The 22,035-nt window shown below is 56.1% G+C and carries 20 protein-coding genes and 1 pseudogene; 17 read left to right on the top strand and 4 right to left on the bottom strand.

Translation table 11 applies throughout. The features are described 5' to 3' along the window. Positions 1 to 2: 2 nt before the first annotated feature. From HMPREF1255_RS04770 to HMPREF1255_RS04755, 4 genes are all read right to left on the bottom strand, one after another. A complete protein-coding gene (locus HMPREF1255_RS04770; RefSeq protein ID WP_024111213.1) occupies positions 3 to 1,196 on the bottom strand; it encodes a nitrate/nitrite transporter in 1,194 nt (397 codons plus the stop codon). Between the two features lie 96 nt (positions 1,197 to 1,292). Continuing rightward, complete coding sequence (locus HMPREF1255_RS04765) at positions 1,293 to 2,261, bottom strand: transketolase family protein (protein ID WP_016455355.1); 969 nt, start codon at positions 2,259 to 2,261, stop codon at positions 1,293 to 1,295. 2 nt (positions 2,262 to 2,263) lie between these two features. Next, positions 2,264 to 3,154: a transketolase gene (locus tag HMPREF1255_RS04760; protein WP_024111003.1), complete on the bottom strand. Its 891-nt coding sequence runs from the start codon at positions 3,152 to 3,154 to the stop codon at positions 2,264 to 2,266. A gap of 12 nt (positions 3,155 to 3,166) precedes the next feature. Continuing rightward, the gene (locus tag HMPREF1255_RS04755) at positions 3,167 to 4,012 is read right to left on the bottom strand and encodes an SDR family NAD(P)-dependent oxidoreductase (protein ID WP_024111275.1); all 846 of its coding nucleotides are present in this window, start codon (positions 4,010 to 4,012) and stop codon (positions 3,167 to 3,169) included. Positions 4,013 to 4,729: 717 nt separating this feature from the next. Between HMPREF1255_RS04755 and rpsL the strand changes: the two genes are divergently transcribed. From rpsL to rplV, 17 genes and pseudogenes are all read left to right on the top strand, one after another. Beyond that, a complete protein-coding gene (rpsL, locus tag HMPREF1255_RS04750; RefSeq protein WP_016455358.1) occupies positions 4,730 to 5,101 on the top strand; it encodes a 30S ribosomal protein S12 in 372 nt (123 codons plus the stop codon). After that, positions 5,101 to 5,571 (top strand): 30S ribosomal protein S7, encoded by a 471-nt coding sequence (gene rpsG, locus HMPREF1255_RS04745; protein WP_016455359.1) that lies wholly within the window; start codon positions 5,101 to 5,103, stop codon positions 5,569 to 5,571. The genes rpsL and rpsG overlap by 1 nt, the downstream gene beginning before the upstream one ends. 209 nt (positions 5,572 to 5,780) lie before the next feature. Beyond that, complete coding sequence (gene fusA / locus HMPREF1255_RS04740) at positions 5,781 to 7,880, top strand: elongation factor G (protein ID WP_024111006.1); 2,100 nt, start codon at positions 5,781 to 5,783, stop codon at positions 7,878 to 7,880. A gap of 239 nt (positions 7,881 to 8,119) precedes the next feature. Then, entirely contained in the window at positions 8,120 to 9,271 is a 1,152-nt protein-coding gene (locus HMPREF1255_RS04735) for a hypothetical protein (protein ID WP_016455361.1), read from the top strand. Positions 9,272 to 9,713: 442 nt separating this feature from the next. Further along, entirely contained in the window at positions 9,714 to 10,904 is a 1,191-nt protein-coding gene (gene tuf, locus HMPREF1255_RS04730; RefSeq protein ID WP_024111097.1) for an elongation factor Tu, read from the top strand. Between the two features lie 297 nt (positions 10,905 to 11,201). Beyond that, a complete protein-coding gene (locus HMPREF1255_RS04725) occupies positions 11,202 to 12,029 on the top strand; it encodes an ABC transporter ATP-binding protein (protein WP_024111262.1) in 828 nt (275 codons plus the stop codon). Further along, positions 12,011 to 13,702 (top strand): hypothetical protein, encoded by a 1,692-nt coding sequence (locus HMPREF1255_RS04720; RefSeq protein WP_024111035.1) that lies wholly within the window; start codon positions 12,011 to 12,013, stop codon positions 13,700 to 13,702. The genes HMPREF1255_RS04725 and HMPREF1255_RS04720 overlap by 19 nt, the downstream gene beginning before the upstream one ends. 93 nt (positions 13,703 to 13,795) lie before the next feature. Continuing rightward, positions 13,796 to 15,196 carry a glutamate--tRNA ligase gene (gene gltX, locus HMPREF1255_RS04715; protein ID WP_231477454.1) on the top strand — a complete coding sequence of 467 codons (1,401 nt, stop codon included), beginning with the start codon at positions 13,796 to 13,798 and terminating at the stop codon, positions 15,194 to 15,196. Positions 15,197 to 15,395: 199 nt separating this feature from the next. Then, positions 15,396 to 16,880: an amino acid permease gene (locus HMPREF1255_RS04710; protein WP_024111014.1), complete on the top strand. Its 1,485-nt coding sequence runs from the start codon at positions 15,396 to 15,398 to the stop codon at positions 16,878 to 16,880. 30 nt (positions 16,881 to 16,910) lie between these two features. Beyond that, complete coding sequence (locus HMPREF1255_RS04705) at positions 16,911 to 17,705, top strand: hypothetical protein (RefSeq protein ID WP_155948481.1); 795 nt, start codon at positions 16,911 to 16,913, stop codon at positions 17,703 to 17,705. 624 nt (positions 17,706 to 18,329) lie between these two features. Beyond that, positions 18,330 to 18,641 carry a 30S ribosomal protein S10 gene (gene rpsJ, locus HMPREF1255_RS04700; protein ID WP_024111134.1) on the top strand — a complete coding sequence of 104 codons (312 nt, stop codon included), beginning with the start codon at positions 18,330 to 18,332 and terminating at the stop codon, positions 18,639 to 18,641. Positions 18,642 to 18,652: 11 nt separating this feature from the next. Continuing rightward, positions 18,653 to 19,309: a 50S ribosomal protein L3 gene (gene rplC / locus HMPREF1255_RS04695; RefSeq protein ID WP_024111224.1), complete on the top strand. Its 657-nt coding sequence runs from the start codon at positions 18,653 to 18,655 to the stop codon at positions 19,307 to 19,309. Then, on the top strand, positions 19,306 to 19,989 hold the full coding sequence (gene rplD / locus HMPREF1255_RS04690; RefSeq protein ID WP_024111123.1) for a 50S ribosomal protein L4: 684 nt from the start codon (positions 19,306 to 19,308) through the stop codon (positions 19,987 to 19,989). Before rplC ends, rplD begins: the two co-directional genes overlap by 4 nt. Beyond that, a complete protein-coding gene (gene rplW, locus HMPREF1255_RS04685; RefSeq protein ID WP_016455371.1) occupies positions 19,986 to 20,285 on the top strand; it encodes a 50S ribosomal protein L23 in 300 nt (99 codons plus the stop codon). The genes rplD and rplW overlap by 4 nt, the downstream gene beginning before the upstream one ends. A gap of 29 nt (positions 20,286 to 20,314) precedes the next feature. Then, the gene (gene rplB, locus HMPREF1255_RS04680) at positions 20,315 to 21,151 is read left to right on the top strand and encodes a 50S ribosomal protein L2 (RefSeq protein ID WP_016455372.1); all 837 of its coding nucleotides are present in this window, start codon (positions 20,315 to 20,317) and stop codon (positions 21,149 to 21,151) included. Between the two features lie 15 nt (positions 21,152 to 21,166). Then, entirely contained in the window at positions 21,167 to 21,448 is a 282-nt protein-coding gene (gene rpsS, locus HMPREF1255_RS04675) for a 30S ribosomal protein S19 (protein WP_016455373.1), read from the top strand. A gap of 20 nt (positions 21,449 to 21,468) precedes the next feature. Continuing rightward, positions 21,469 to 21,948 (top strand): annotated as a pseudogene (rplV, locus tag HMPREF1255_RS04670) (50S ribosomal protein L22); the annotation flags it as partial. Positions 21,949 to 22,035: the final 87 nt, after the last annotated feature.

Below are 22,035 nucleotides of genomic sequence, written 5' to 3'. Positions count from 1 at the left end.
TCTCAGGACGCTTTAGTCTTGCTGAATTCTGGGATAAAACACAATGCCCCGGTGATCACCAGCGCGCATAGGCTGCCCAGAATGAAGATGAGAGTGAAATTTCCCCCACTGACGGGAGTAATGATCCAGGTTGGAATGGCGAACGCGCCTGCCATCTGGACCGTTGAGATTAGTCCTCCTGCCGCACCAACAGACTGCGGTGTGACCTTTGGCAACTGCGAGGGGCCAGACATGATTACCGTCATGGCCATGGCCAACGCAATACCGCCCAAAGCGAGGAAAATAATGAAAAATGCGCTAGGTGCAATGAACCAGGAAAGTAGCAGGAAGAGTGCGCCAGCTAGTCCGCTGATTATTATCACGGGCTTGGACAGGCCGCGAGAAAGTTTTAACGCTATCGGTGCCCCGAGGCTTCCTAGTAGCGAGCCAAGCATGATGGCCGACGAAGCAACGCCGGACTGGTCGGGGGTCATGGCTTTGTCCGCCTGCAATCCCACCGGTAGCAGAGATGAGTAGGTCATATTTGCTGCCGTCAGAAAGGCCATTCCGGCGCCAAGCAACCAGACATTTGGAAGCTTGATAACATGCTTCAAACCTGCGATGGGGGATGCTGCTGGAGGTGGAGGCTCCTCGCCTTCTGGGCGTTCTTTGATTAATAGCACCCAGGCAATTAGAACTGCCAGCATAACAAAAGCCGAGACCCAAAAGGCGTATACATAACTTGGGAAAAGACGGGCAACTGCCATGCCGGCAGTAGAGCCAAGTCCACCTCCAGCCATGAAAATTCCAAAGGCTAAACCTAAAGATTGTGGCTTAAACCACGCACTTAATATCTTTGGAGAATTCGCCATCGCTAGCGTGCCCGATGCGCCAGACAAGAACATGCTGGCAAACAGCAATACGTAGGAATCCGCCCAGATTCGAAGGAAAACGCCAATAGTTGCGATAACAAGCGCAACAGCTAGCACTTTCTTAACCCCGAAGCGGTCGGCGAGTGTACCACCGGGCAGACTCAGAAGTACTCCCACGATCATTGGAGCTAGGACTATGCCGGCAATATCGGTTGCATCGAATCCTAAATCTGTAGAGATTTCGACTCCCCAAGGTGACACCATGAACTGTGTAAAACCGCCGACAAAAACCGCCAAACTTACAACAGCTAAAACTACCCATCTATAGGGTGATTCGTTGTTCATAACTATCTCTTTTCGTTTTTGGCCACCAAGCTGCAAGCTGGAGGCAAAGAAGACGGAGGGGCAAAAATTAGTATTTGCCCCTCCGGATGTGATGATTTAGCCCTTCAGTAGCTTGCGCGCTGTGGCGGCAATTCCCTTACCGTCCATGCCGTAGTGGGGGTACAGCTCTTCGGGATATCCGAAGTTGACGAATTCGTCCGGAATGCCGATCTTGGTCAGCGGCTTGTAGATGCCGGCCTCCATCAGCACGTCCGCCACGATGGAGCCAAGGCCGCCCAAAACGTTGTGGTCCTCGATAGTCACGATCGCGCCGGTTGACGAAGCAACCCTGCAGATCGTTTCCTTATCGATCGGCTTGATCGTGTGCATGTCGATCACGCCGGTGTCGAAGCCTTCCTTCTCGAGCTCCTTGGTGGCCTCAATCGCGCCGCGCACGCCCATCCCGGCGGCGATGAACGTCAAGTCCTTGCCAGATTTGAGCTCGATCGCTTTGCCAATCTGGTAATCGAGGTCCTGGTCGTAGATGATCGGCTCTTCGCCGCGTGGGATCCTGATGTAGATCGGCTTGTCGTATTCCAGGGACGCCCGCAGCACCTTCTTACACTGGGCGGCGTCTGCCGGAGCGATCATAGTCATGTTCGGGATCGAATTCATGATGCCAAATTCCACGATCGTGTTGTGGGTTGGCCCGTAGCCAGACGAGATTCCGGCGTGGGTTCCGATCAGACGAACGGGGTAGTTGTTGTATGCGACGTCGTTGTGAATCTGGTCGAGAGCGCGTACGCAAAGGAACGGCCCGAAGGTCTGGACGAAGGGAATGTACCCCTCCTTCGCCAAACCTGCGGCGATTGTGACCATGTTCATCTCTGCGATGCCCACGTCCAGAACCCTGTTGGGATACTTGTGCATCAGCTCGCCCATGCGCCCGGTCTGAATAGTGGCGTCGGAGTTGATGTAGGAGACGCGCTTGTCCTCCTCGATCATGTCGAGAATTTCAGCAGTTACAGTGCCCTTGGATTCCATCATGGAGCCCATGTCACCGGAACAAAAATTGAAACCTGCCATTTCTACTTAACCTCCGCCAGCCGCTGTGCTGTGTATTCATCGATTTGTTTTAACGCCAATTCCAGGTGCTCGTCGTCGAGCCCGCCGATATGCCATGCGACGGGACGGTCGGACATGAACTTGATGCCCTGCCCCTTGATCGTGGAGCTGACAATCACGTTTGGCTTGCCTTGCAAGGTGACTTCCGGAAGCGACGAAAGGGCCTCGTCGATCTCGTTCATGTTGGCCCCGTCGATAACCTTGGCGTTCCAGCCGAACGCGCGGAAGCAATCGGCTAGACCCTCCGGGCCGCCTTTCTCGCCCCAGTGCATGTTCTCGCCGGCCTTGAACGCTGCCGAGGCGTGGTTGTAGTCGACAACCGCGACGATGTTGTCCAGACCCTTCGAGGCAGCGTAGAGGATGGCCTCCCAGTTGGAGCCCTCCTCCATCTCGCCGTCGCCCAGCAGGGTGAATACCCGAGATGTGATATCCCGGTCTCGGTTCGCGGTTGCGATTCCACAGCTCCAGGACAGGCCGTGGCCGAGCGATCCGGTGGAAACCTCGATTCCCTTCACGGTGGTGTGGTTGGGGTGGGCGCCGAAGGGGTGGCCGATTGTGTTGTAGGTGTCTAGCAACAAATCCCACTCGTACATCCCCATATCGCAGAAAATGGTGAAAAGCAGAATTCCGTTGTGGCCCTTGCTTAAAATGAATTGATTTCGGTGTGGGTCTTCCAAATTATCCGGGTCAAATTCCAGGTATTTATAGTAAAGGGCAACCGCCACATCCGTCGCGGAAAGCGGCCCGCCGATATGCACATTTCCGATGCGTCTTGTGCCTAGTGCGAGTTTGCGGCGAATTTCGCCTGCCTTCTCAACCAATTCTTTGACGCTGTCGATTTTAATTACAGACATCTATTCTCCTTTTTAATAAATTGAATATCCGCCGTCGATAGGAATGTTTATTCCGGTGACGTAGGCGGATGCGTCGCTGGCCAGGAAAAGTAGGGCACCCTGCAGGTCTTCAGTTAGGCCGAAGCGCTTAATGGGCACAACCTCCAGGCACATGTCGTGACCCTGCTCGTTCATCACGCCCTCGTGAATCCCAGACCACACGTAGCCGGGTGAAATTGTGTTGACGCGAATGTTGTGCGGGGCCAACGCTGCCCCCATGTAGCGCGCCAGCTGCGATATCGCGGCCTTCGTGGCCCCGTAGGTGTAGACGGGCGATGGGCCGCCTCCGATGAAGTTGGCGTTGTATCCCGATAGTGAGGAAGTGAAAATGATCGACCCGCCGTGGCCGTGCTCGCGCATCACCTGCTGGGCTAGCTGGCCGGTCAAATGGGCTCCGGTTAGGTTAATCGCGACGGTCTTGTTCCACACGTCTAGCGGCACGTCGACGTCGTCGCCCATTAGGCAAACCCCAGCATTGATGTGGGCTACGTCTATCGTGCCCATCTTGTCAACCAGGTCCTTGCGCAGGTGAGCCACCTGCTCTGGTTCGGAGACGTCGCAGAAGAAGGGCTCAACCTTAACCGAGAACTTCTCGGACATCTCGGCGGCAAGCTTTTCCAGCCGTTCTTTACTGGAGGGGATATCAACTAAGGCCACATCGGCCCCCGCAGCCGCCCAGGCCGCCGCCGTGTTGCGACCGATACCGCCGCCGCCACCGGTCACCATGCCGACCTTGCCGGCTAGTGAAAATTTCTTGTACATGTCAAAGTCGGGCTCGCGCCAGGCATCCTTGACATAGTGGTCATAAAAATTGGACATTACCATCCTCTCGCCATTAAGAGATTGTCCAGCAAAATAGTTGCTGCCGCATCAACTCTGATGCGATAGTGCAAATATAATTGAATAAAAATATTATTTCTAATAACAATAATTTATGACACGGATATTCGTTTAATGAATAGCTTTTACTTGAATTAAATTTTCGAATAATCTTAATGAATTATGAAGTATTTATAAAATCAGCTTAACTGGCGTGCCGGGCTAGATTTATTATTATTTTTTCGAAAAATCCAGATCTAGCTTTTTAGCCTCCTTTTCGCTTTAATTTAGCCAAAGTGTTGACGGTGACTTTTGTGAGACCCTTCGCCTGGTTGCTATCCGAATCAAATTGAATGTTAGGTGTCAGACGACCTCAGGGTTGAATCGACTGTTGCACCGTTCTGCCCCACTTTTGACCCGCTTTGTGCTGCGGGGTATCCTGTTCAATTGTGTTCGGTGTGTTGCTACCCGAATACAAGCGCCCTGGCATGGCGCGGGACACCTAAACGTTGCGAGGAGCCCGCGAGTGTGAAAGGCCGCACAACGATTTTTGACGTCCGTGTGAGATGCTTGAATGGCTACGGTTTTATCGCCGACCAAGGCAGGCTCCATGTGATTTCAGGCCGTGATCTTCCTGGATGAACGGTGGTTCAGGCCGGCTTGACGAAAATTGTTAATGCTTAGGGAAACCCAAGACAACGAAAGAGAACCGAAAAGGTGCCTACAATCCAACAGCTGGTGCGCAAAGGTCGCACCGACAAGACTAAGGCGAGCGCGACCCCTGCGCTGAAGGGATCTCCGCAGCGCCGCGGCGTTTGCACGCGCGTTTACACCACTACCCCGAAGAAGCCGAACTCTGCGCTCCGAAAGGTCGCTCGTGTCAGGCTGTCCTCGGGCATCGAGGTCACCGCTTACATTCCGGGTGAAGGCCACAACCTGCAGGAGCACTCGATGGTGCTCGTGCGTGGCGGTCGTGTTAAGGACCTGCCTGGCGTTCGCTACAAGATTATCCGCGGTGCGCTCGACACCCAGGCCGTCAAGAACCGTAAGCAGGCTCGTAGCCGCTACGGCGCGAAGAAGGAGAAGTAATGCCACGTAAAGGCCCAGCCCAGAAGAGGCCAGTGGTAGTCGATCCGGTTTACGGATCTCCGCTGGTTTCGCAGTTGGTAGCAAAGATCCTTCGTGACGGCAAGAAGTCCGTCGCTCAGAAGATCGTTTACACCGCCCTTGAGGGCACTCGTGAGAAGACCGGTGTCGAGCCGCTGCAGACCCTGAAGAAGGCTCTGGAGAACGTTCGTCCGGCAGTCGAGGTTCGTTCCCGACGCGTCGGTGGCGCCACCTATCAGGTGCCCGTCGAGGTCAAGCCGGCTCGCGCTAACACGCTGGCCATGCGCTGGCTCGTCTCCTTCTCGCGTGATCGTCGCGAGAAGTCGATGTCCGAGCGTCTCATGAACGAGATCCTGGACGCCAGCAACGGCCTTGGCGCTTCCGTCAAGCGTCGTGAGGACGTTCACAAGATGGCGGAAGCCAACCGCGCTTTCGCTCACTACCGCTGGTAGATTTTTTCTGGTCGCCCATCGTCAGCCGGTGGGCGACCTTAAAACGCTTACTGAACTTTTACGCAGGGTAACTACAAAACGAAATCTTGGTTACGGGCTTGCCCGCCTTGCCAAGATCATTCCTTTAGTCTCGATCGCATCGGGTGCAAAAGGGATGTGGCCCTGCGGGGCAATAAAACTATTCACTCAACTAGAACTTAGGGGAACACGTGGCCCTCGATTTGCAGACCGACCTTAAAAAGGTGCGCAATATCGGCATTATGGCGCACATCGATGCCGGTAAGACCACCACTACAGAGCGCATCCTGTACTACACCGGTATTAACCACAAGATCGGTGAGACGCACGATGGCGCCGCAACCATGGACTGGATGGAGCAGGAGCAGGAGCGTGGCATTACCATTACCTCCGCTGCTACCACCTGTTTCTGGAACAACTACCAGATCAACATTATTGACACCCCAGGACACGTCGACTTCACCGTCGAGGTGGAGCGTTCGCTCCGTGTTCTCGACGGTGCAGTAGCCGTTTTCGACGGCGTCGCCGGCGTTGAGCCGCAGTCGATGACCGTTTGGCGTCAGGCCAGCCGCTACAACGTTCCACGTATCTGCTACGTGAACAAGCTGGACCGCACCGGCGCCTCCTTCTCGCACGCTGTCGACACCATCCGCGAGCGTCTGCACGTGGTTCCGGTAGTTCTTCAGCTGCCGATCGGCTCCGAGGCCGACCTCATGGGCATGGTCGACCTGGTCGAGATGCACGCCAAGACCTACCGCGGCGAGACCGACCTGGGCGAGCACTACGAGGTCGAGGAAATCCCGGCCGACATGAAGGATCAGGCCGAGGCAGCTCGCACCGAGATGCTCGAGACTCTGGCTGAGAACGACGAAGAGTTCATGGAGAAGTACCTCGGTGGCGAGGACATCTCCGTTGCAGACATCAAGGCTGCGATTCGTCGCGGCGTTCTGTCCAACGCTTTCACCGCGGTTCTTTGTGGTTCCTCCTTCAAGAACAAGGGTGTTCAGCCGCTACTGGACGCCGTCGTTGACTACCTGCCTAGCCCGCTAGACGTTCCGGCCATCGTCGGCTTCAAGCCGGGCGACGAGTCGGTCGAGATCGACCGCGCTCCGAGCAAGGAAGAGCCGCTGGCTGCGCTGGCATTCAAGATTGCTGCAGATCCGCACCTCGGCAAGCTGACCTACGTCCGCGTTTACTCCGGCGTTCTGAGGGCTGGCACCCAGGTTCTGAACTCCGTCTCCGGCAAGAAGGAGCGCATCGGCAAGATTTACCAGATGCACGCCAACAAACGTAACGAGATCGAGGAGTTGCCCGCGGGTAACATCTGCGCGGTCATGGGCCTGAAGGCAACCAGCACCGGTGACACCCTGTGTGACGCCGACCAGCCGGTTCAGCTCGAGTCCATGGACTTCCCGGATCCGGTTATCGAACAGGCTATTGAGCCGAAGTCGAAGGCCGACCAGGAGAAGCTGTCCGTCGCTATTCAGCGTCTGGCTGAAGAGGACCCGACCTTCCGCGTTCACACCGACGAAGACACCGGCCAGACCATCATCGCTGGTATGGGCGAGCTCCACCTCGACGTTCTGATCGACCGCATGAAGCGCGAGTTCCACGTTGAGGCCAACATTGGCAAGCCGCAGGTTGCATACCGCGAGACCCTCCGCAAGGCTGTCAAGGGCGTTGAGTACACCCACAAGAAGCAGTCCGGTGGTTCCGGTCAGTACGGTAAGGTCATCATCGACCTCGAGCCGCAGGAGCCGGGCGCTGGTTACGAGTTCGTCAACGCAGTTACCGGTGGACGCATTCCGCGCGAGTACATCCCGTCGGTCGACGCTGGTATCCAGGAGGCCATGCAGTTCGGTGTGCTAGCCGGTTACCCGGTTGACGACATCAAGGTCACCCTTACCGATGGTGCTTACCACGACGTCGACTCCAGCGAGCTGGCGTTCAAGATCGCCGGTTCGATGGTGTTCAAGGAAGCCGCCCGCAAGGCCGACCCGGCCCTGCTCGAGCCGCTGATGGCCGTTGAGGTTACCACTCCAGAGGACTTCCTAGGCACCGTTATTGGCGACCTGAACTCTCGTCGTGGTCAGGTTCAGTCGATGGACGAGGAGCACGGCTCCCGTGTCGTTCGCGCTCTGGTTCCGCTGTCCGAGATGTTTGGCTATGTTGGCGACCTACGTTCGAAGACTTCCGGTCAGGCCACCTACACCATGGAGTTCGACTCCTACGGTGAGGTTCCGAAGGCTATCGCCGATGAGGTCATCGCAAAGGCTAACGGTGGCGAGTAAATAGCTACTAAAAAATTGCCGGTCAGGATATCCTGGCCGGCAATTTTTTTGGGTGAAAGCCAAGCTTTCCTGTCGAATTTGTATTTGCCCTATCCGCAGCCGATATCGAGTGGTGACTTAATTATTCGGTAAACAAGTACGGATGTTCGGCATCTGTCGATTTGGCGTGTGCTAGCGTTATTTTTCGCGTGGCCATGCCTCGCTAATTACTTATTCACATGTCTTGGAAGAAGGGGCGTATGTCGCAAGACTTTTCTCCGGAGGAACAGAAACCCGGATCAGACGTAAACCAGGAGAATTTCTCCCAGGAGAATTTCCAGGAAGGCGCAGCGCAGGAGCCTCAGGGGTATCAACAGGGCGGCGATGCAGGCCAGTATTACGCTAACCAGCAGTATGGGCAGCAGCCCAATTACGGTTATGACCAGTATGGCAATCCGCTACAGCCTCAGCAGGGGTACGCAGAGCAGGGTAATTATCAGTACCCTCCGTCGAATAATGAGCCAACAGTAGCAATCGGCCAGTACGGCGATCCGTATGCGCAGCAGTCCCAGGGCTACCAGGGCTACTATCCGGAAAATGGCCAGTACGCCCAGCAGGGTTATTACCAGCAGGGTTATTACGGTAACCAGCCGCAACAGGGCTACTACGGTAACGGGCAACAGTCCCAGCAGGGCTTTGATCCTGCCGTAAGCCAGCAGGCCCAACAGATAGCTCAGCACATCGGAAACGTCTCTGCTTCCGCTCAGTCTTTCTTCGGAAAGTCCTGGAAGGCCTTCCAGCATGTACTAAGCGGTGCTCCAGAGAAGGCGCTAGAGATCGCTGAATCTTCTAAAAACTTCGGTTTGATCGCAGCGGGCGTGATGAGCGTACTATTCGGTTTCGCTTTCGCGAACCAGCGTTGGCGCGCTTCGGACGCGGCTGATAGCGCCTTGAGTGAAGTATTTGGTGGCTACACTTACTTCAGCTTCAACTTCGGTACCTGGCTGGTCACCTTGATCACGGCAGCTATCTGCTTCTTCATCATCGCGATGCTTCGTCCTTTGACCATCAAGTGGGTGTTCGGCCTTCGTCAGCGCAGTGCAGATTTCCGTTCGATTCTTTCTTTGTCTTCGGTTTCCTACCTGCTGTCGGGTGCTGTTCTTGCCATTACTGGAATTCTTTGGTTGATTCCGAATGGCGCTACCTTCGCGCTTGGCCTTATTTTCTTCGCGCTAGCGATGCCATTCACGATGTTTGTAGCAGAGCTGCTGATCTTCTCTACAATGAGTCAGAAGGGCAACTTCGATAAGTCCCCCATCATCCCGCACGCCCTCTTCACGGGTCTGTGGATGATCTTCGTTGCGCTGACTGTTGCCTTCGAGCTTTGGTTCGTGTTTGAAATGATGAGCTAGAAAAGCTGATTTAGCGATCGGCCACCATGGGATAGTCCGTGGTGGCCGATTTCTTTTTATAACCAGACGTATTGCCTGATTTGGGCCTTGAAATGGTGGGCTACTATTGTGGAGTTGGTTTAATATCCATGACTGCGTAGGCAACATAGCAGGCGGCATTTGTGCTGCCAGTTTGACTATCGGCGCCAGCAAAGCAAAAATGGATAGAGTTCGTGGGCAATGCCCCGCGCCTTTAGCCGGACGACGAAGCCAAACCGGGCTCCGTAAGTTCTTGAGCTTGGGCCGGCAAAACCCGCAACCACAGACAAACTGTCTTGGGGGACGACGAACGATCGTGGTTTCGCACTGACAGTTGAAAAAGATAGGTCGAGGGTCTTTAGTCCCCGACGAAGTCCAGATGAGCCTCGCAACCAGCGAGGCGATAATCCGTAAAGGAGCCCAAGTGGCAAAGGCCAAGTTCGAGCGGACCAAGCCGCACTGCAATATCGGCACCATCGGCCACGTCGACCACGGTAAGACCACCTTGACCGCGGCGATCACCAAGGTGCTGCACGACAAGTACCCGGATCTCAATGAGGCATCTGCCTTCGAGAACATCGACAAGGCGCCGGAAGAGCGCCAGCGTGGTATTACCATTTCGATTTCTCACGTTGAGTACCAGACTGAGAAGCGTCACTACGCACACGTTGACTGCCCAGGTCACGCTGACTACGTAAAGAACATGATTACCGGTGCTGCTCAGATGGATGGCGCCATCCTCGTTGTGGCCGCTACTGACGGCCCGATGGCTCAGACCCACGAGCACATTCTGCTGGCTCGCCAGGTTGGCGTTCCGGCCATCGTCGTTGCACTCAACAAGTGCGACATGGTTGACGATGAGGAGCTCATTGAGCTCGTCGAGATGGAGATCCGTGAGCTGCTCAGCTCGCAGGACTTCGACGGCGACAACTGCCCGGTCGTTCGCGTTTCCGCCCTGAAGGCGCTGGAAGGCGACGAGAAGTGGGCAGAGTCCATCATGGAGCTCATGAACGCCATCGACGAGTACGTTCCGCAGCCGGAGCGCGACCTCGACAAGCCGTTCCTGATGCCGGTTGAGGACGTCTTCACCATTACCGGTCGTGGCACCGTCGTTACCGGTCGTATCGAGCGCGGTGTTGTTCACACTGGTGACACCATTGAGCTCGTCGGCCTGGCCCCGACTCAGACCACCACCATCACCGGTGTTGAGATGTTCCGCAAGATCCTCGACGAGGGCGAGGCTGGCGACAACGTCGGTCTGCTGCTCCGCGGCACCAAGAAGGAAGACGTTGAGCGCGGCATGGTTGTTACCAAGCCTGGCTCGACCGAGCCGCACACCGAGTTCACCGGTAGCGTCTACGTTCTGAAGAAGGAAGAGGGTGGCCGTCACAAGCCGTTCTTCTCCAACTACAGCCCGCAGTTCTACTTCCGCACCACCGATGTCACCGGCACCATCAACCTGCCGGAGGGCACCGAGATGGTTATGCCTGGCGACAACACCGAGATGGATGTTGTTCTGCAGAAGCCGATCGCTATGGAAGAGGGCCTCAAGTTCGCTATTCGCGAGGGTGGCCACACCGTTGGCGCAGGCCGCGTAACCAAGATCGTCAAGTAACGATTTTTTAGTCAGTGATGCCCCGCATTTTTTGCGGGGCATCACTTTTTCTAGCCAAACTCAACTGAATAATCGTGTAGCTGCTGCGCACTTTTGTGTTCTCCCTTGTCGGAGCGTTTTGCAGTTTTTGATCCAGCCCCTGGGCGAATTTGAGCGTTGAGTTTGGCAGAATTTTTTCGGGCGCTCTTCAACGTGGCTGCCCCGCGTAGGTGAGGGTTACTGTTTAGCCGGGGTGTTTTTCTGCGTGGTCGCGGGTCTCGGTTTCTTGCGGATGGACCTCTGTTCTACGCTTTAGCTATGACCAATCAGCCGATTTCGCAAATGTCAGGATGGCAGCCGTATTTTGAGCCGTTGATCGATGATCCAACATCTGTTGCGCTTTCTGCGCGTGGCCTAACAAAGCGCTTCGGCGAACTTGTTGCTGTCGATCGGCTGACGATGGACGTCCCCAAAGGCTCAATTTATGGACTAGTTGGGCCGAATGGCGCCGGCAAGACTACAGCTATTTCCATGTGGACGGGTCTGACGCGTCCCGATGCGGGCGACGTCTGGCTTGATGGACACGATGTGTGGCGTGATCCTCAGGCGGCTAAGGCGTCGCTCGGGCTACTCGTCGATGGGCTTCCAGTCTTCGATAGGTTGAGCGGTTCGGAACTTCTTTACTACTTAGGCGCCATTCGAGGTTTGGAACAGGAGACCGTTAAGGTCAGGTCCGGGGAGCTTCTCGAGGCTCTGGGGCTAACGGACGCCTCGGATAAACGGATTGTGGATTACTCGGCAGGCATGACTAAGAAGATCCTGCTTGCCGCTGCTTTGTTGCACAACCCCGCTGTGTTGATTCTCGACGAGCCGCTGGAGGCGGTCGACCCGGCTTCCGGCAGGATTATCCAGCAGATCCTGCGAAGCTATGCAGCATCTGGCGGAACCGTAATTTTGAGCTCTCACGTCATGGAGATCGTGGAGGGGCTTTGCGATCACGTCGCAATCATTGGCCGTGGCCAGGTGCTGACGTGCGGACCGACTGAGAGCGTTCGCCAAAACCATTCTTTGACCGACGTGTTCATTAATCTGGTTGGCGGTGGCCAGCTGGGGGAGGGATCGCTCGGATGGCTGGGAACGAAGTGATGCAGAGGCCCAGCACCCAAATCAAATCCGCTGGTTTATCGGAAAAGCAACTGGCGAGTCAGCGGGTCAAAGCACTCATCGGGCTGCAAGCGAAGCTGTGGTGGCGCTCACTGCGTGCCAACACGGCAGGCATGATCTTCAGCGTGTTTGTTCTGCTTTACGGAGCAGGCTTCATGTTCGTCGGTGCTTTCGCCGGGTTTGGCCTGGTGGCTGAATCGGCGATGCCGGAGGCGCTCGGCGCATTGTGCGCGTTAGGTACCTTGGGTTACTTGTTTTTGGGTCTGATGTTGGCCGCAGCCGAGGGCAGGTTTTTTCCAGAGCAATATTCGTTCTTGCCGTTGCGGACAAAAGACATCAAGGTACCTGCCTTGGTTTGTTCGCTATTCCAGGTCAGGGCTGTGATCGCGATCCTGATCACATTTGCTACGACGTGGGGTGGCTGCTTCGGTTTGGCTAGCGCTGGAAAAGCGCTCTGGATAATCGCTTTTCTTCCGGCGATGGCAGCTACTTTGGTCTTTACCATCTTGCTCGGAGAGGTTTTTGCGCTTTTTTCCATGTCTTTCGCCAGTAGGGGATCGAGGGAAAAGAGGGGGCTGATCTCGTTCCTCGGCTTCATGGCTTTGACGATCGTGTTTGGCTGCTGGGGCTTTTGGATGCAGCGGGTTGAGGAATCCGGCGGCGACTTTGGCTTCGCTATGCAGGTGCTCAACGTCCTCGTGGTAATCGGGGCTTGGACCCTTGGCGCTCTCGTAGCGGGTATCATCAATCTGGCTTTCTCCGTCACACTCGTCGGTGTCGCTCAAGTTCTCATCGGTTGTGCTCTGCTGGTGGCAGTCGTCGTGGCCTGGCAGCGGCTTCTGATGCGCAGCCTCGTCGAGCCGATCAGGGAAAGTGTCTCGAAGAAGAAAAAGAAGCGATCGTCGGTCGGCGTTCCGCTTTTGCTTCGGGGGCTGCCCTGGGGAGCTGGCCCGATGATCCTGTCTAGGTCGCTTCGCTACTTCATTCGCGATACGCGACTTTTGATGAGCATCATTTTGTATCCGCTGCTATTGGTTTACGTAGTATTCATGCCTTCTAACGGCATGGAGCTGTTTTTCCTGCTGTTGTTCACCGTGACTCCCGCGCTGCTGGGCAGCAACGACTTCGGGTACGACGGCCCATCGAACTGGCTGCATATTTCGAGCCCGTTGCCTGCCAAGACTCTGGTGTTTTTTAGGCATTGTGCCTCGCTCTTGCCTTCGCTTGCATTATTTGTATCGGGCTTCACGGTCTGCCTGATTTTTTCGCCCAAGCGTGACGTCATTGCCGAGCTTCTGGTGCTCTATGTGGGCGTATTCCTTGGTTCGGCAGGCGTGGGAGTTTTGCTGAGCGCATTCAACCCTTATCCGATGGCTAGGCCAGGAACTAACCCGTGGAAGGATAAGAGCGGATTCTCTGGCGGCGCGTTCATCGCGTCGATGGCCTCGATGTTCGGATCTTTGCTGCCTATCCTTGCGGGTGGAATTTGTTTCCTCATCGGATTTTTGAACGGTAACCAGACGTTGAAGATCGTCGGTGGCGTGCTGGCCCTTGTCGTCCCGTTGATCCTCTACGTGTTCTTGCTGCGGGCAGCCGTGAAACGCGTCGAAAACCACTACCCGGAGATCTTCGCCAAAGTTAGAAACTACGTGTGACGGGTTTGTGGGGTAGCATGGTTTGCCGTGATTGAAGCTCGTACTCGTGTTGCCCCAAGCCCAACTGGTGATCCGCACGTCGGCACCGCCTACATGGCCCTGTTCGACAAGGCGTGGGCGGAAAAAACCGGCGGAAAGTTCGTTCTGCGAATCGAAGACACCGATCAGAACCGTCTAGTTGAGGGTTCCGAACAGCAGATCTACGACATGCTGGATTGGCTCGGTCTGGATCCAGACGAGTCGCCGATTCTCGGCGGGCCATATGAACCCTATAAGCAGTCCGAGCGGCTGGACACGTACAAGCCTTACGTCGAGAAGCTAATCGAAGACGGCCACGCCTATTACTGCTGGTGCTCCGCAGAGCGGTTGGCTGACATGCGTGCTGAGCAGGCGAAAAGCAAGCAGGAAAACACCGGTTATGACCGCATGTGCCTAGGTATGACCCGCGAGGAGCGCGCTAAACTGCCTGGCTTCTCCGAGACTCCCGTCGTGCGAATGCTGATTCCCGACGACGCACCCACCATGTTTGACGACCTGATCCGTGGCCACGTCAAGGCGCCTTTCCCCGACGACCAGGTTATTTTGAAGGCAGACGGCTTTCCGACATACCACATGGCCGTCGTGGTCGACGACCACTTGATGAATATCTCCACCGTCGTTCGCGGCGAAGAGTGGATCAGCTCGACCCCCAAGCACATGCTGCTATACAAGTGGCTCGGCTGGGACGTTCCTCAGTTCGCCCACATGCCGCTACTGCGTAACACAGATCACTCCAAGATTTCCAAGCGCAAGAACCCCGCAGCGCGCCTAACCTGGTTCCGTGAGCAGGGCTATCTGCCCGAGGCGCTGCGCAATTTCCTGCAGCTGCTGGCCTATCCGCCGACAGACGACAACGAGGTGGAGAGCTTCGAGTCGTTCGTCGAAAACTTCGATTGGGCTAAGGTCAACACCGTAGGGCCGGTTTTCGACACCAAGAAACTCGATTGGTTGAACGGCGTCTACATCCGTTCCCTAAGCGATGATGAGCTTGCATACCGAATCATCGAGCACGCTAGGTCGAACGGAAAGTGGGAGCCGATGCACGAGGGTCATGAGGACGTCGTGCGCGCAGCCACCCCGATCATCAAGGAGCGTCTGGTCACTCTAGACGAGGCCCTTGAAAAGATCCGTTTCCTCTTCATCACCAACGAAGAGTTGACCTTCGACGAGACAGCCGTCTCGAAGCTGAAGGAGAACGCCGGTGAGGTTGTCGAATCTGCGATCTCGGTTCTCGACACCATCGACGACTGGACAACCGAAAACATCGAGGCAGCGCTTCGAGAGGACCTGGTTGGCAAACTTGGCATCAAGCCGCGTTTTGCTTTCAACCCGGTTCGTCTCGGCACTAGCGGCCAGCAGGTTTCTCCGCCGCTGTTCGAGTCTCTGGATATTCTCGGCAAGGACGAGTCGCTAGCGAGGCTGAAGAAGTTCGCGGCTTTCTTGAGTGAACGCTAGTAATTGCAATAACTTTTTGCCCGGTTCAGGATCTTTTCCTTACAGATCTGGATTGGTAGTAACTAGCGGGTGCTTGGAACTTACTTTCCGTGCACCCGCTATTTTCAGGGATTTCAAAGCAACAAAATGTCTAACTGGTGGCAGGTTGAATGAAAACGCGTCGAGTCCCGTAAAATCGCTCTAGTTTCTTAGGAGTCAAATGAGCGCAAAAGGCCAAAACCATACCCTGCAACGGGGACTGAAGAATCGTCACCTGCAGCTGATAGCCATCGGTGGCGCGATCGGCACCGGCCTTTTCTTGGGCTCGGGACGAACCATCAGCATCTCTGGGCCGTCGATCATCCTTGTGTACTGCATTATTGGTTTCTTCCTTTTCTTCGTCATGAGGGCGATGGGTGAGCTTCTGCTTTCCAACCTTGCTTACAAATCCTTCGCCGATTTCGCCACGGACCTGATCGGTCCAGCCGCCGGCTTTTATATGGGCTGGACGTATTGGATGTGCTGGGTGGTCATTGCGATCGCCGATACGTGCGCGATCTGCGGATACTTAGAGGTTTGGTTTCCGGACGTGCCAAAGTGGATTCCGGCATTATGCGTAGTCCTGCTGTTGACTGGCCTGAATATGGTGGCCGTGAAGGTCTTTGGCGAACTTGAGTTTTGGTTCGCGATGATCAAGATTGCGACGATAGTCGCGCTCATCATGGTGGGGCTCTTCCTGGTTCTGATCAGCTTTCAGCCCGATACTGTTGGCGCGCCGCCGGCTTCGGTGACACACATGTGGGATAGGGGAGGATTCTTCCCTAACGGACTGCTCGGTTTCGTGGGTGGCTTCCAAATCGCCATCTTCTCTTTCCAGGGCATCGAGATGGCTGGCACAGCAGCGGCTGAGACCGCGGACCCCGAACACAACTTACCTCGCGCGATTAATTCGATTCCAGCCAGGATCCTGATTTTCTACGTTTTGGCGCTAACCGCCATCATGTCGGTTCAGCCTTGGGACCTGATCGATCCCGATAAGAGTCCATTTGTTGAGATGTTCGGATTTATCGGAATCGGAATCGCATTTCACGTTGTTAACTTCGTAGTTCTGACGTCTGCCGCAAGCTCCGCCAACTCTGGTGTCTTCTCAACCTCCAGGATCATGTTCGGGCTGGCTCGCGAAGACAATGCCCCCAGGTATCTCGGCAAACTGAACCGCAGGCACATTCCGCAGAATTCTTTGCTCCTCACCGCGATCTGCATCGCACCGGCCATCGGAATCGTGATGCTGTCCGATTCGGTGATGGACGCCTTCAACATGGTGGCTGGCGTCTCTTCGATCCTCTATCTATCAGTTTGGGGCCTGATCATGGTCTGCTATTTGAGGTATTTGAAGAAATTCCCAGAGCGTCATGCCGAATCGAATTTCAAAATGCCCGCCGGGAGGTTGATGGCGTTGGCGACGATCGGTTTCTTCGTTGTTGTCCTGGTCTTCTTGGCTCTGGACGCTCATTCGCGCATGGCGATCGCTGCTGCGCCCGTGTGGATTGTGGCCATGCTTATCGTCTACCGGATGCTCGCTCCGACCAGGACCAAGGCCGAACCGATCGATTTCGATGCCTTGCGTCAGCCCGCGTACGAGGCGGTGCAGCAACACGTTTCAGAGGAAGGTCTGGAAGCAAAACGCAAGGGCAGGAAGCGCTAGCTAAAGCAGGCTCGGCAAGTGGTTTTATAGGTGGCTAGCTTTTATAGTTGTCGCATGCCTGAAAGTGTTAACGAACTCGACGCAGTGCAGATAGTCGAGCGTACCTTGCCTTATCTCGCTCATCACGATGTGCGATTTGGTGCGCCTGAGACGGATAATCCTGTTTACCCGGCTGTTGAGCTATGCGATCCAGCGTCGGGTGCTGCACGAAAAATGATTGAAGCGCATTGCGAAATGCGCGGGCTACCTTTCTGTAAAGAAGGCGCCTCATTGATTTTTCAGCGTTACTGCCACAGGCTTTGCGGCTTGGCGAGCGCTAGTGCGCTAATCACCGGCTCTGTGCCATTGTTAACCTCTGGCAACGTTTCTATGTCACTTGTTAACGGCACTCCGAAGACGATGTGGCTGGCTGAAAACAAAACCATCGATAATCCTAACTTCGATGCTCTGACAGCAATGCTTCTGGACGGCCACCTTCTTGAAATGGCATCTAATTGGAAGCACATAGTCGGGCCTGGCATAAGAAATCTGCATGGAAACATTGCGGCGTCATTGGCTTTGGGAGTTAGGAAAGTCGCAGATCAGGTGGGGCTTGAAAAAGCCAAGTTCTTTGGTGAAGAACTTTTGGCTAGCAGAAAAGAGCTTCGAGGCCTGGGGGAGTACGAGATAATCAGTGCATACGGGAAAACGGGATTGTTCTTCCACCGCAGGTCATGTTGCCACTGGTATGCCGCAAGGAACGGAAAGTACTGTTCCTGGTGCTCCAAGCGCACCAAGCAAGAACGAGTTGCGGTATTCAAAAACCAGATGAAGCCCAAGGGCTGAGTTGGACAGTGACTAAAAACCGGTTTCATCCCTCGATTTGAATCTTGGCGGCCATCGTGAGATTATTTACAGGTTGCTCCAGCACCTTGGAGTGTGTCCAACAGCTAGAAAATCAGTCGAATTCGTTCGCTGATTCGAAAAAGGCAAGCGACACGCCCGACCTCGGGTGTCGGAGTAGCGCGGCGTTGACTAGGCCGAATGGTCTTTTCTGAAGCCGGACATGAAAAGCAGGATATGGCTCAAACAGGGTCAGCAACTGCAAAAAACAGCATCGTGGCGGGTTAGGCTCCATCTCAAAAGCCACCCGGGTAGCCCTTAAGGCAGCGAGAGCGTGTGTCGTGTCCGCCAGAAACCAATCGAGCCAAGCCGGCTCCGGTTAACTGCACTTGAGGGTTCAGTAGAAACTGAATTCAGTGGAAACTGAGGGTGGAAGCCCGAAGGCGAAGACTCTGCGGCTAAGGCTCGTAGGTCTGGTGCAGTGGACTGGACGAGCAGCCTCGAATGAGGCGGCAGCGCCAACACAAGACCGAGGGTCGCGAAAGCGACCAAGTAGCAGACCGAATCGGTTCTGACCGGACGAAAGTTCGAGACTGAATCGATGTGAGCGAAAAAGAGGAACCTAACGTGGCGGGACAGAAAATCCGCATCAGGCTCAAGGCCTATGACCACGAGGTCATCGATACTTCGGCGCGCAAGATCGTCGACACGGTGACACGTACCGGCGCAAAGGTTGCCGGCCCGGTGCCGCTGCCTACCGAAAAGAACGTGTGGTGCGTCATTCGTTCGCCCCACAAAGACAAGGACAGCCGCGAGCATTTCGAAATGCGTACCCACAAGCGGCTCATTGACATTCTCGAACCCACTCCGAAGACGGTTGATTCGCTGATGCGTCTCGACCTTCCGGCTGGTGTCGATATTGAGATCAAGCTTCCGTGAGGCAGGCAATAATGACCGAACGCAATTTGAAGGGTGTGCTGGGCACTAAGCTCGGTATGACCCAAATGTGGGATCAGGACAACCGCGTCATTCCGGTGACTGTCATTCAGGCCGGCCCGTGCGTTGTCACGCAGATCCGTACTCCAGAAACTGACGGCTACTCTGCCGTCCAATTCGGCTACGGCGCCGTGAAGGCTAAGGCTCTTACCAAGCCTGCAGCTGGTCACTTCGCCAAGGCCAACGTTACCCCGCGCAAGCACCTCGTTGAGCTGCGCACCTCCAACGCCAGTGAATACGAGCTTGGCCAGGAGATCACCGCTGACATCTTCGCCGACGGCGAGTTCGTCGACGTTACCGGCGTAACCAAGGGCAAGGGCACCGCTGGTGTCATGAAACGCCACGGTTTCCGCGGTATCGGCGCAGGCCACGGTGTTCACCGTAAGCACCGCGCACCGGGCTCCATCGGTGGTTGTTCCACCCCGGGTCGCGTGCTCAAGGGCATGCGCATGGCTGGCCGCATGGGTAACAAGAACAAGACCGTCCAGAACCTGCAGGTTGCTGCTGTTGACGCAGAACGCGGCCTGATTCTGGTTCGCGGAGCCGTCCCCGGTAACAAGGGTGGCCTCGTCGTTGTACGTAGCGCCGCCAAGAAGGGTGATGCCAAGTGAGCAAGGTAGACGTTTTGGGTGCAGACGGCAAAAAGGTTGGTTCCGCTGACCTGCCCGCCGAGATCTTCGACGCCCAGGCAAACATTCCGCTTATGCACCAGGTTGTTGTTGCCCAGCTAGCAGCTGCTCGTCAGGGCACTCACGACACCAAGACCCGCGGTGAGGTTTCCGGCGGTGGCCGTAAGCCTTGGCGCCAGAAGGGCACCGGTCGTGCACGTCAGGGTTCGACCCGCGCTCCGCAGTGGACCGGTGGTGGCGTCGTCCACGGACCGACCCCGCGTAGCTACGCACAGCGCACCCCCAAGAAGATGGTGGCCGCTGCACTGCGTGGTGCACTTTCCGACCGTGCTCGCGACGGCAAGCTGTTCATCATCGGCTCGATCGTGACCGACGCTCCTTCCACTAAGAAGGCAGCCGCTGCTCTCGCCGCTCTTGGCGATTTCAAGCGCATCCTCGTTGTCCTCGACCGCAAGGATGAGGCAGCTTGGCTCAGCGTCCGCAACCTGAACAACGTTCACGTCATCGCGTACGACCAGCTGAATGCTTACGACGTTCTGGCAAGCCAGGCAGTCGTCTTCAGCAAGTCTGCGTTCGACTCTTTCGTTGCTGGTCCGGCCAAGGGCAAGTCGGTTAAGGCTGTTGCCACCGAGACTGAGGCTGAACAGGAGGCCACCAAATGAGCGAAATTAAGATCGCCGATCCGCGCGACATCCTGATCGCGCCGGTCGTGTCTGAAAAGAGCTACGGGCTCATTGACGAGAACAAGTACACGTTCATCGTTGATCCCCGCGCCAACAAGACCCAGATCAAGATCGCCGTTGAGCAGGTCTTCGGCGTCAAGGTGCTCTCCGTGAACACCATGAACCGTCAAGGCAAGACTCGCCGCACTCGCTTCGGCATTGGCAAGCGCGCTAACACAAAGCGTGCGATTGTCAGCGTCGCTGAGGGTCAGCGGATCGATATTTTCGGTAACTGATCTCAAGAAGACAAGGACGAAGAAACCTAATGGCTATTCGTAAGTACAAGCCGACGACGCCGGGTCGCCGCGGGTCGAGCGTGTCAGACTTCTCTGAGGTCACCCGCTCGGTTCCGGAAAAGAGCCTGGTTAAGTCGAAGTCGAAGACTGGCGGTCGCAACAACTCCGGCCGCATCACTACTCGTCACATCGGTGGTGGCCACAAGCAGGCCTACCGTCTGGTTGACTTCAAGCGTTACGACAAGGATGGTGTTCCGGCAAAGGTTGCTCACATCGAGTACGACCCGAACCGCACCGCTCGCATCGCACTTCTGCACTACGCAGACGGTGCCAAGCGTTACATCATCGCTCCCGAGGGCCTGAAGCAGGGCGTCCAGATCGTTTCTGGCGCCGACGTTGACATCAAGCCTGGCAACAACCTGCCTCTGCGCAACATCCCGGTCGGTACTACCGTTCACGCCGTGGAGATGCGCCCGGGCGGCGGCGCCAAGCTTGGCCGTTCCGCTGGCTCGTCGATTCAGCTCGTCGCTCGTGAGGGCAAGCACGCCACGCTGCGTATGCCTTCCGGTGAGATGCGCATGGTCGACGTTCGCTGCCGCGCAACCGTTGGTTCCGTAGGCAACGCCGAGCAGTCCAACATTCACTGGGGCAAGGCCGGCCGTATGCGCTGGAAGGGCGTTCGCCCGTCTGTCCGTGGTGTTGTTATGAACCCGCACGACCACCCGCACGGTGGTGGTGAGGGCAAGACCTCCGGTGGCCGTCACCCGGTTAGCCCGTGGGGTCAGCTCGAGGGCCGTACCCGCTCGCCTAAGAAGGCCAGCAACAAGATGATCGTTCGCCGCCGCAAGAGTGGCAAGAAGCGCTGATTGGGAGATTAAGAAATGCCACGCAGCCTTAAAAAAGGACCGTTCGTCGACGACCATCTGCAGAAGAAGGTCGACGCACAGAACGAAGCCGGCACGCACAACGTCATTAAGACTTGGTCGCGCCGTTCGATGATTACCCCCGACATGCTTGGTCACACTCTGGCTGTGCATGACGGACGCAAGCACGTTCCCGTGTTCGTGACCGAAGCAATGATCGGTCACAAGCTCGGTGAGTTCGCTCCCACGCGAACTTTCCGTGGTCACGTTAAGGACGACAAGAAGAGCCGCAGGCGTTAAGCCCGCAGAAGGAATTGATGATGAGCAAAACTAACGAGCGACCAAGCCGTCGCCTCGCCCTGCTCGGCGATCGACCCGGCTCGTACGCTATCGCCCGCCACGTGCGCATGAGCCCGATGAAGGTTCGTCGCGTTGTGAACTTGGTTCGCGGCATGGACGTCACTGACGCCCTCGCGACCTTGAAGTTCGCTCCGCAGGCGGCCAGTGAGCCGGTCTACAAGGTAGTTGCCTCTGCGGTAGCTAACGCTGAGGCCACCGAGTCGCTTGGCGCCGAGGACCTCTACATCTCCACTGCTTTCGTGGATGAGGGTGTCACGCTCCGCCGCATTCGCCCCCGTGCGAAGGGTTCGGCTAGCGCCATCCTCAAGCGCGGCAGCCACATCACTGTGGTTGTCGAGCCGAAGGAAGCCCGCGAGATCGTGCACAAGCCTGCGCCACAGCAGGGTAAGGCTAAGAAGCCGGCCGACGTCGCAGCAGCTGCCGAGACCAAGGTCGAGGCAAAGGCAAAGGTTGAGGAAAAGCCGGCGGCCAAGAAGCCTGCTGCTAAGAAGCCGGCAGCGAAGAAGACCGCTGCTAAGGCTGAAAAG

It is taken from the genome of Propionimicrobium sp. BV2F7, from assembly GCF_000510445.1.
Lineage (GTDB): Bacteria > Actinomycetota > Actinomycetes > Propionibacteriales > Propionibacteriaceae > Propionimicrobium > Propionimicrobium lymphophilum.
The sequence above is the reverse complement of the archived record's forward strand: the minus strand, read 5'-3'. Positions and strand labels throughout refer to the sequence as shown.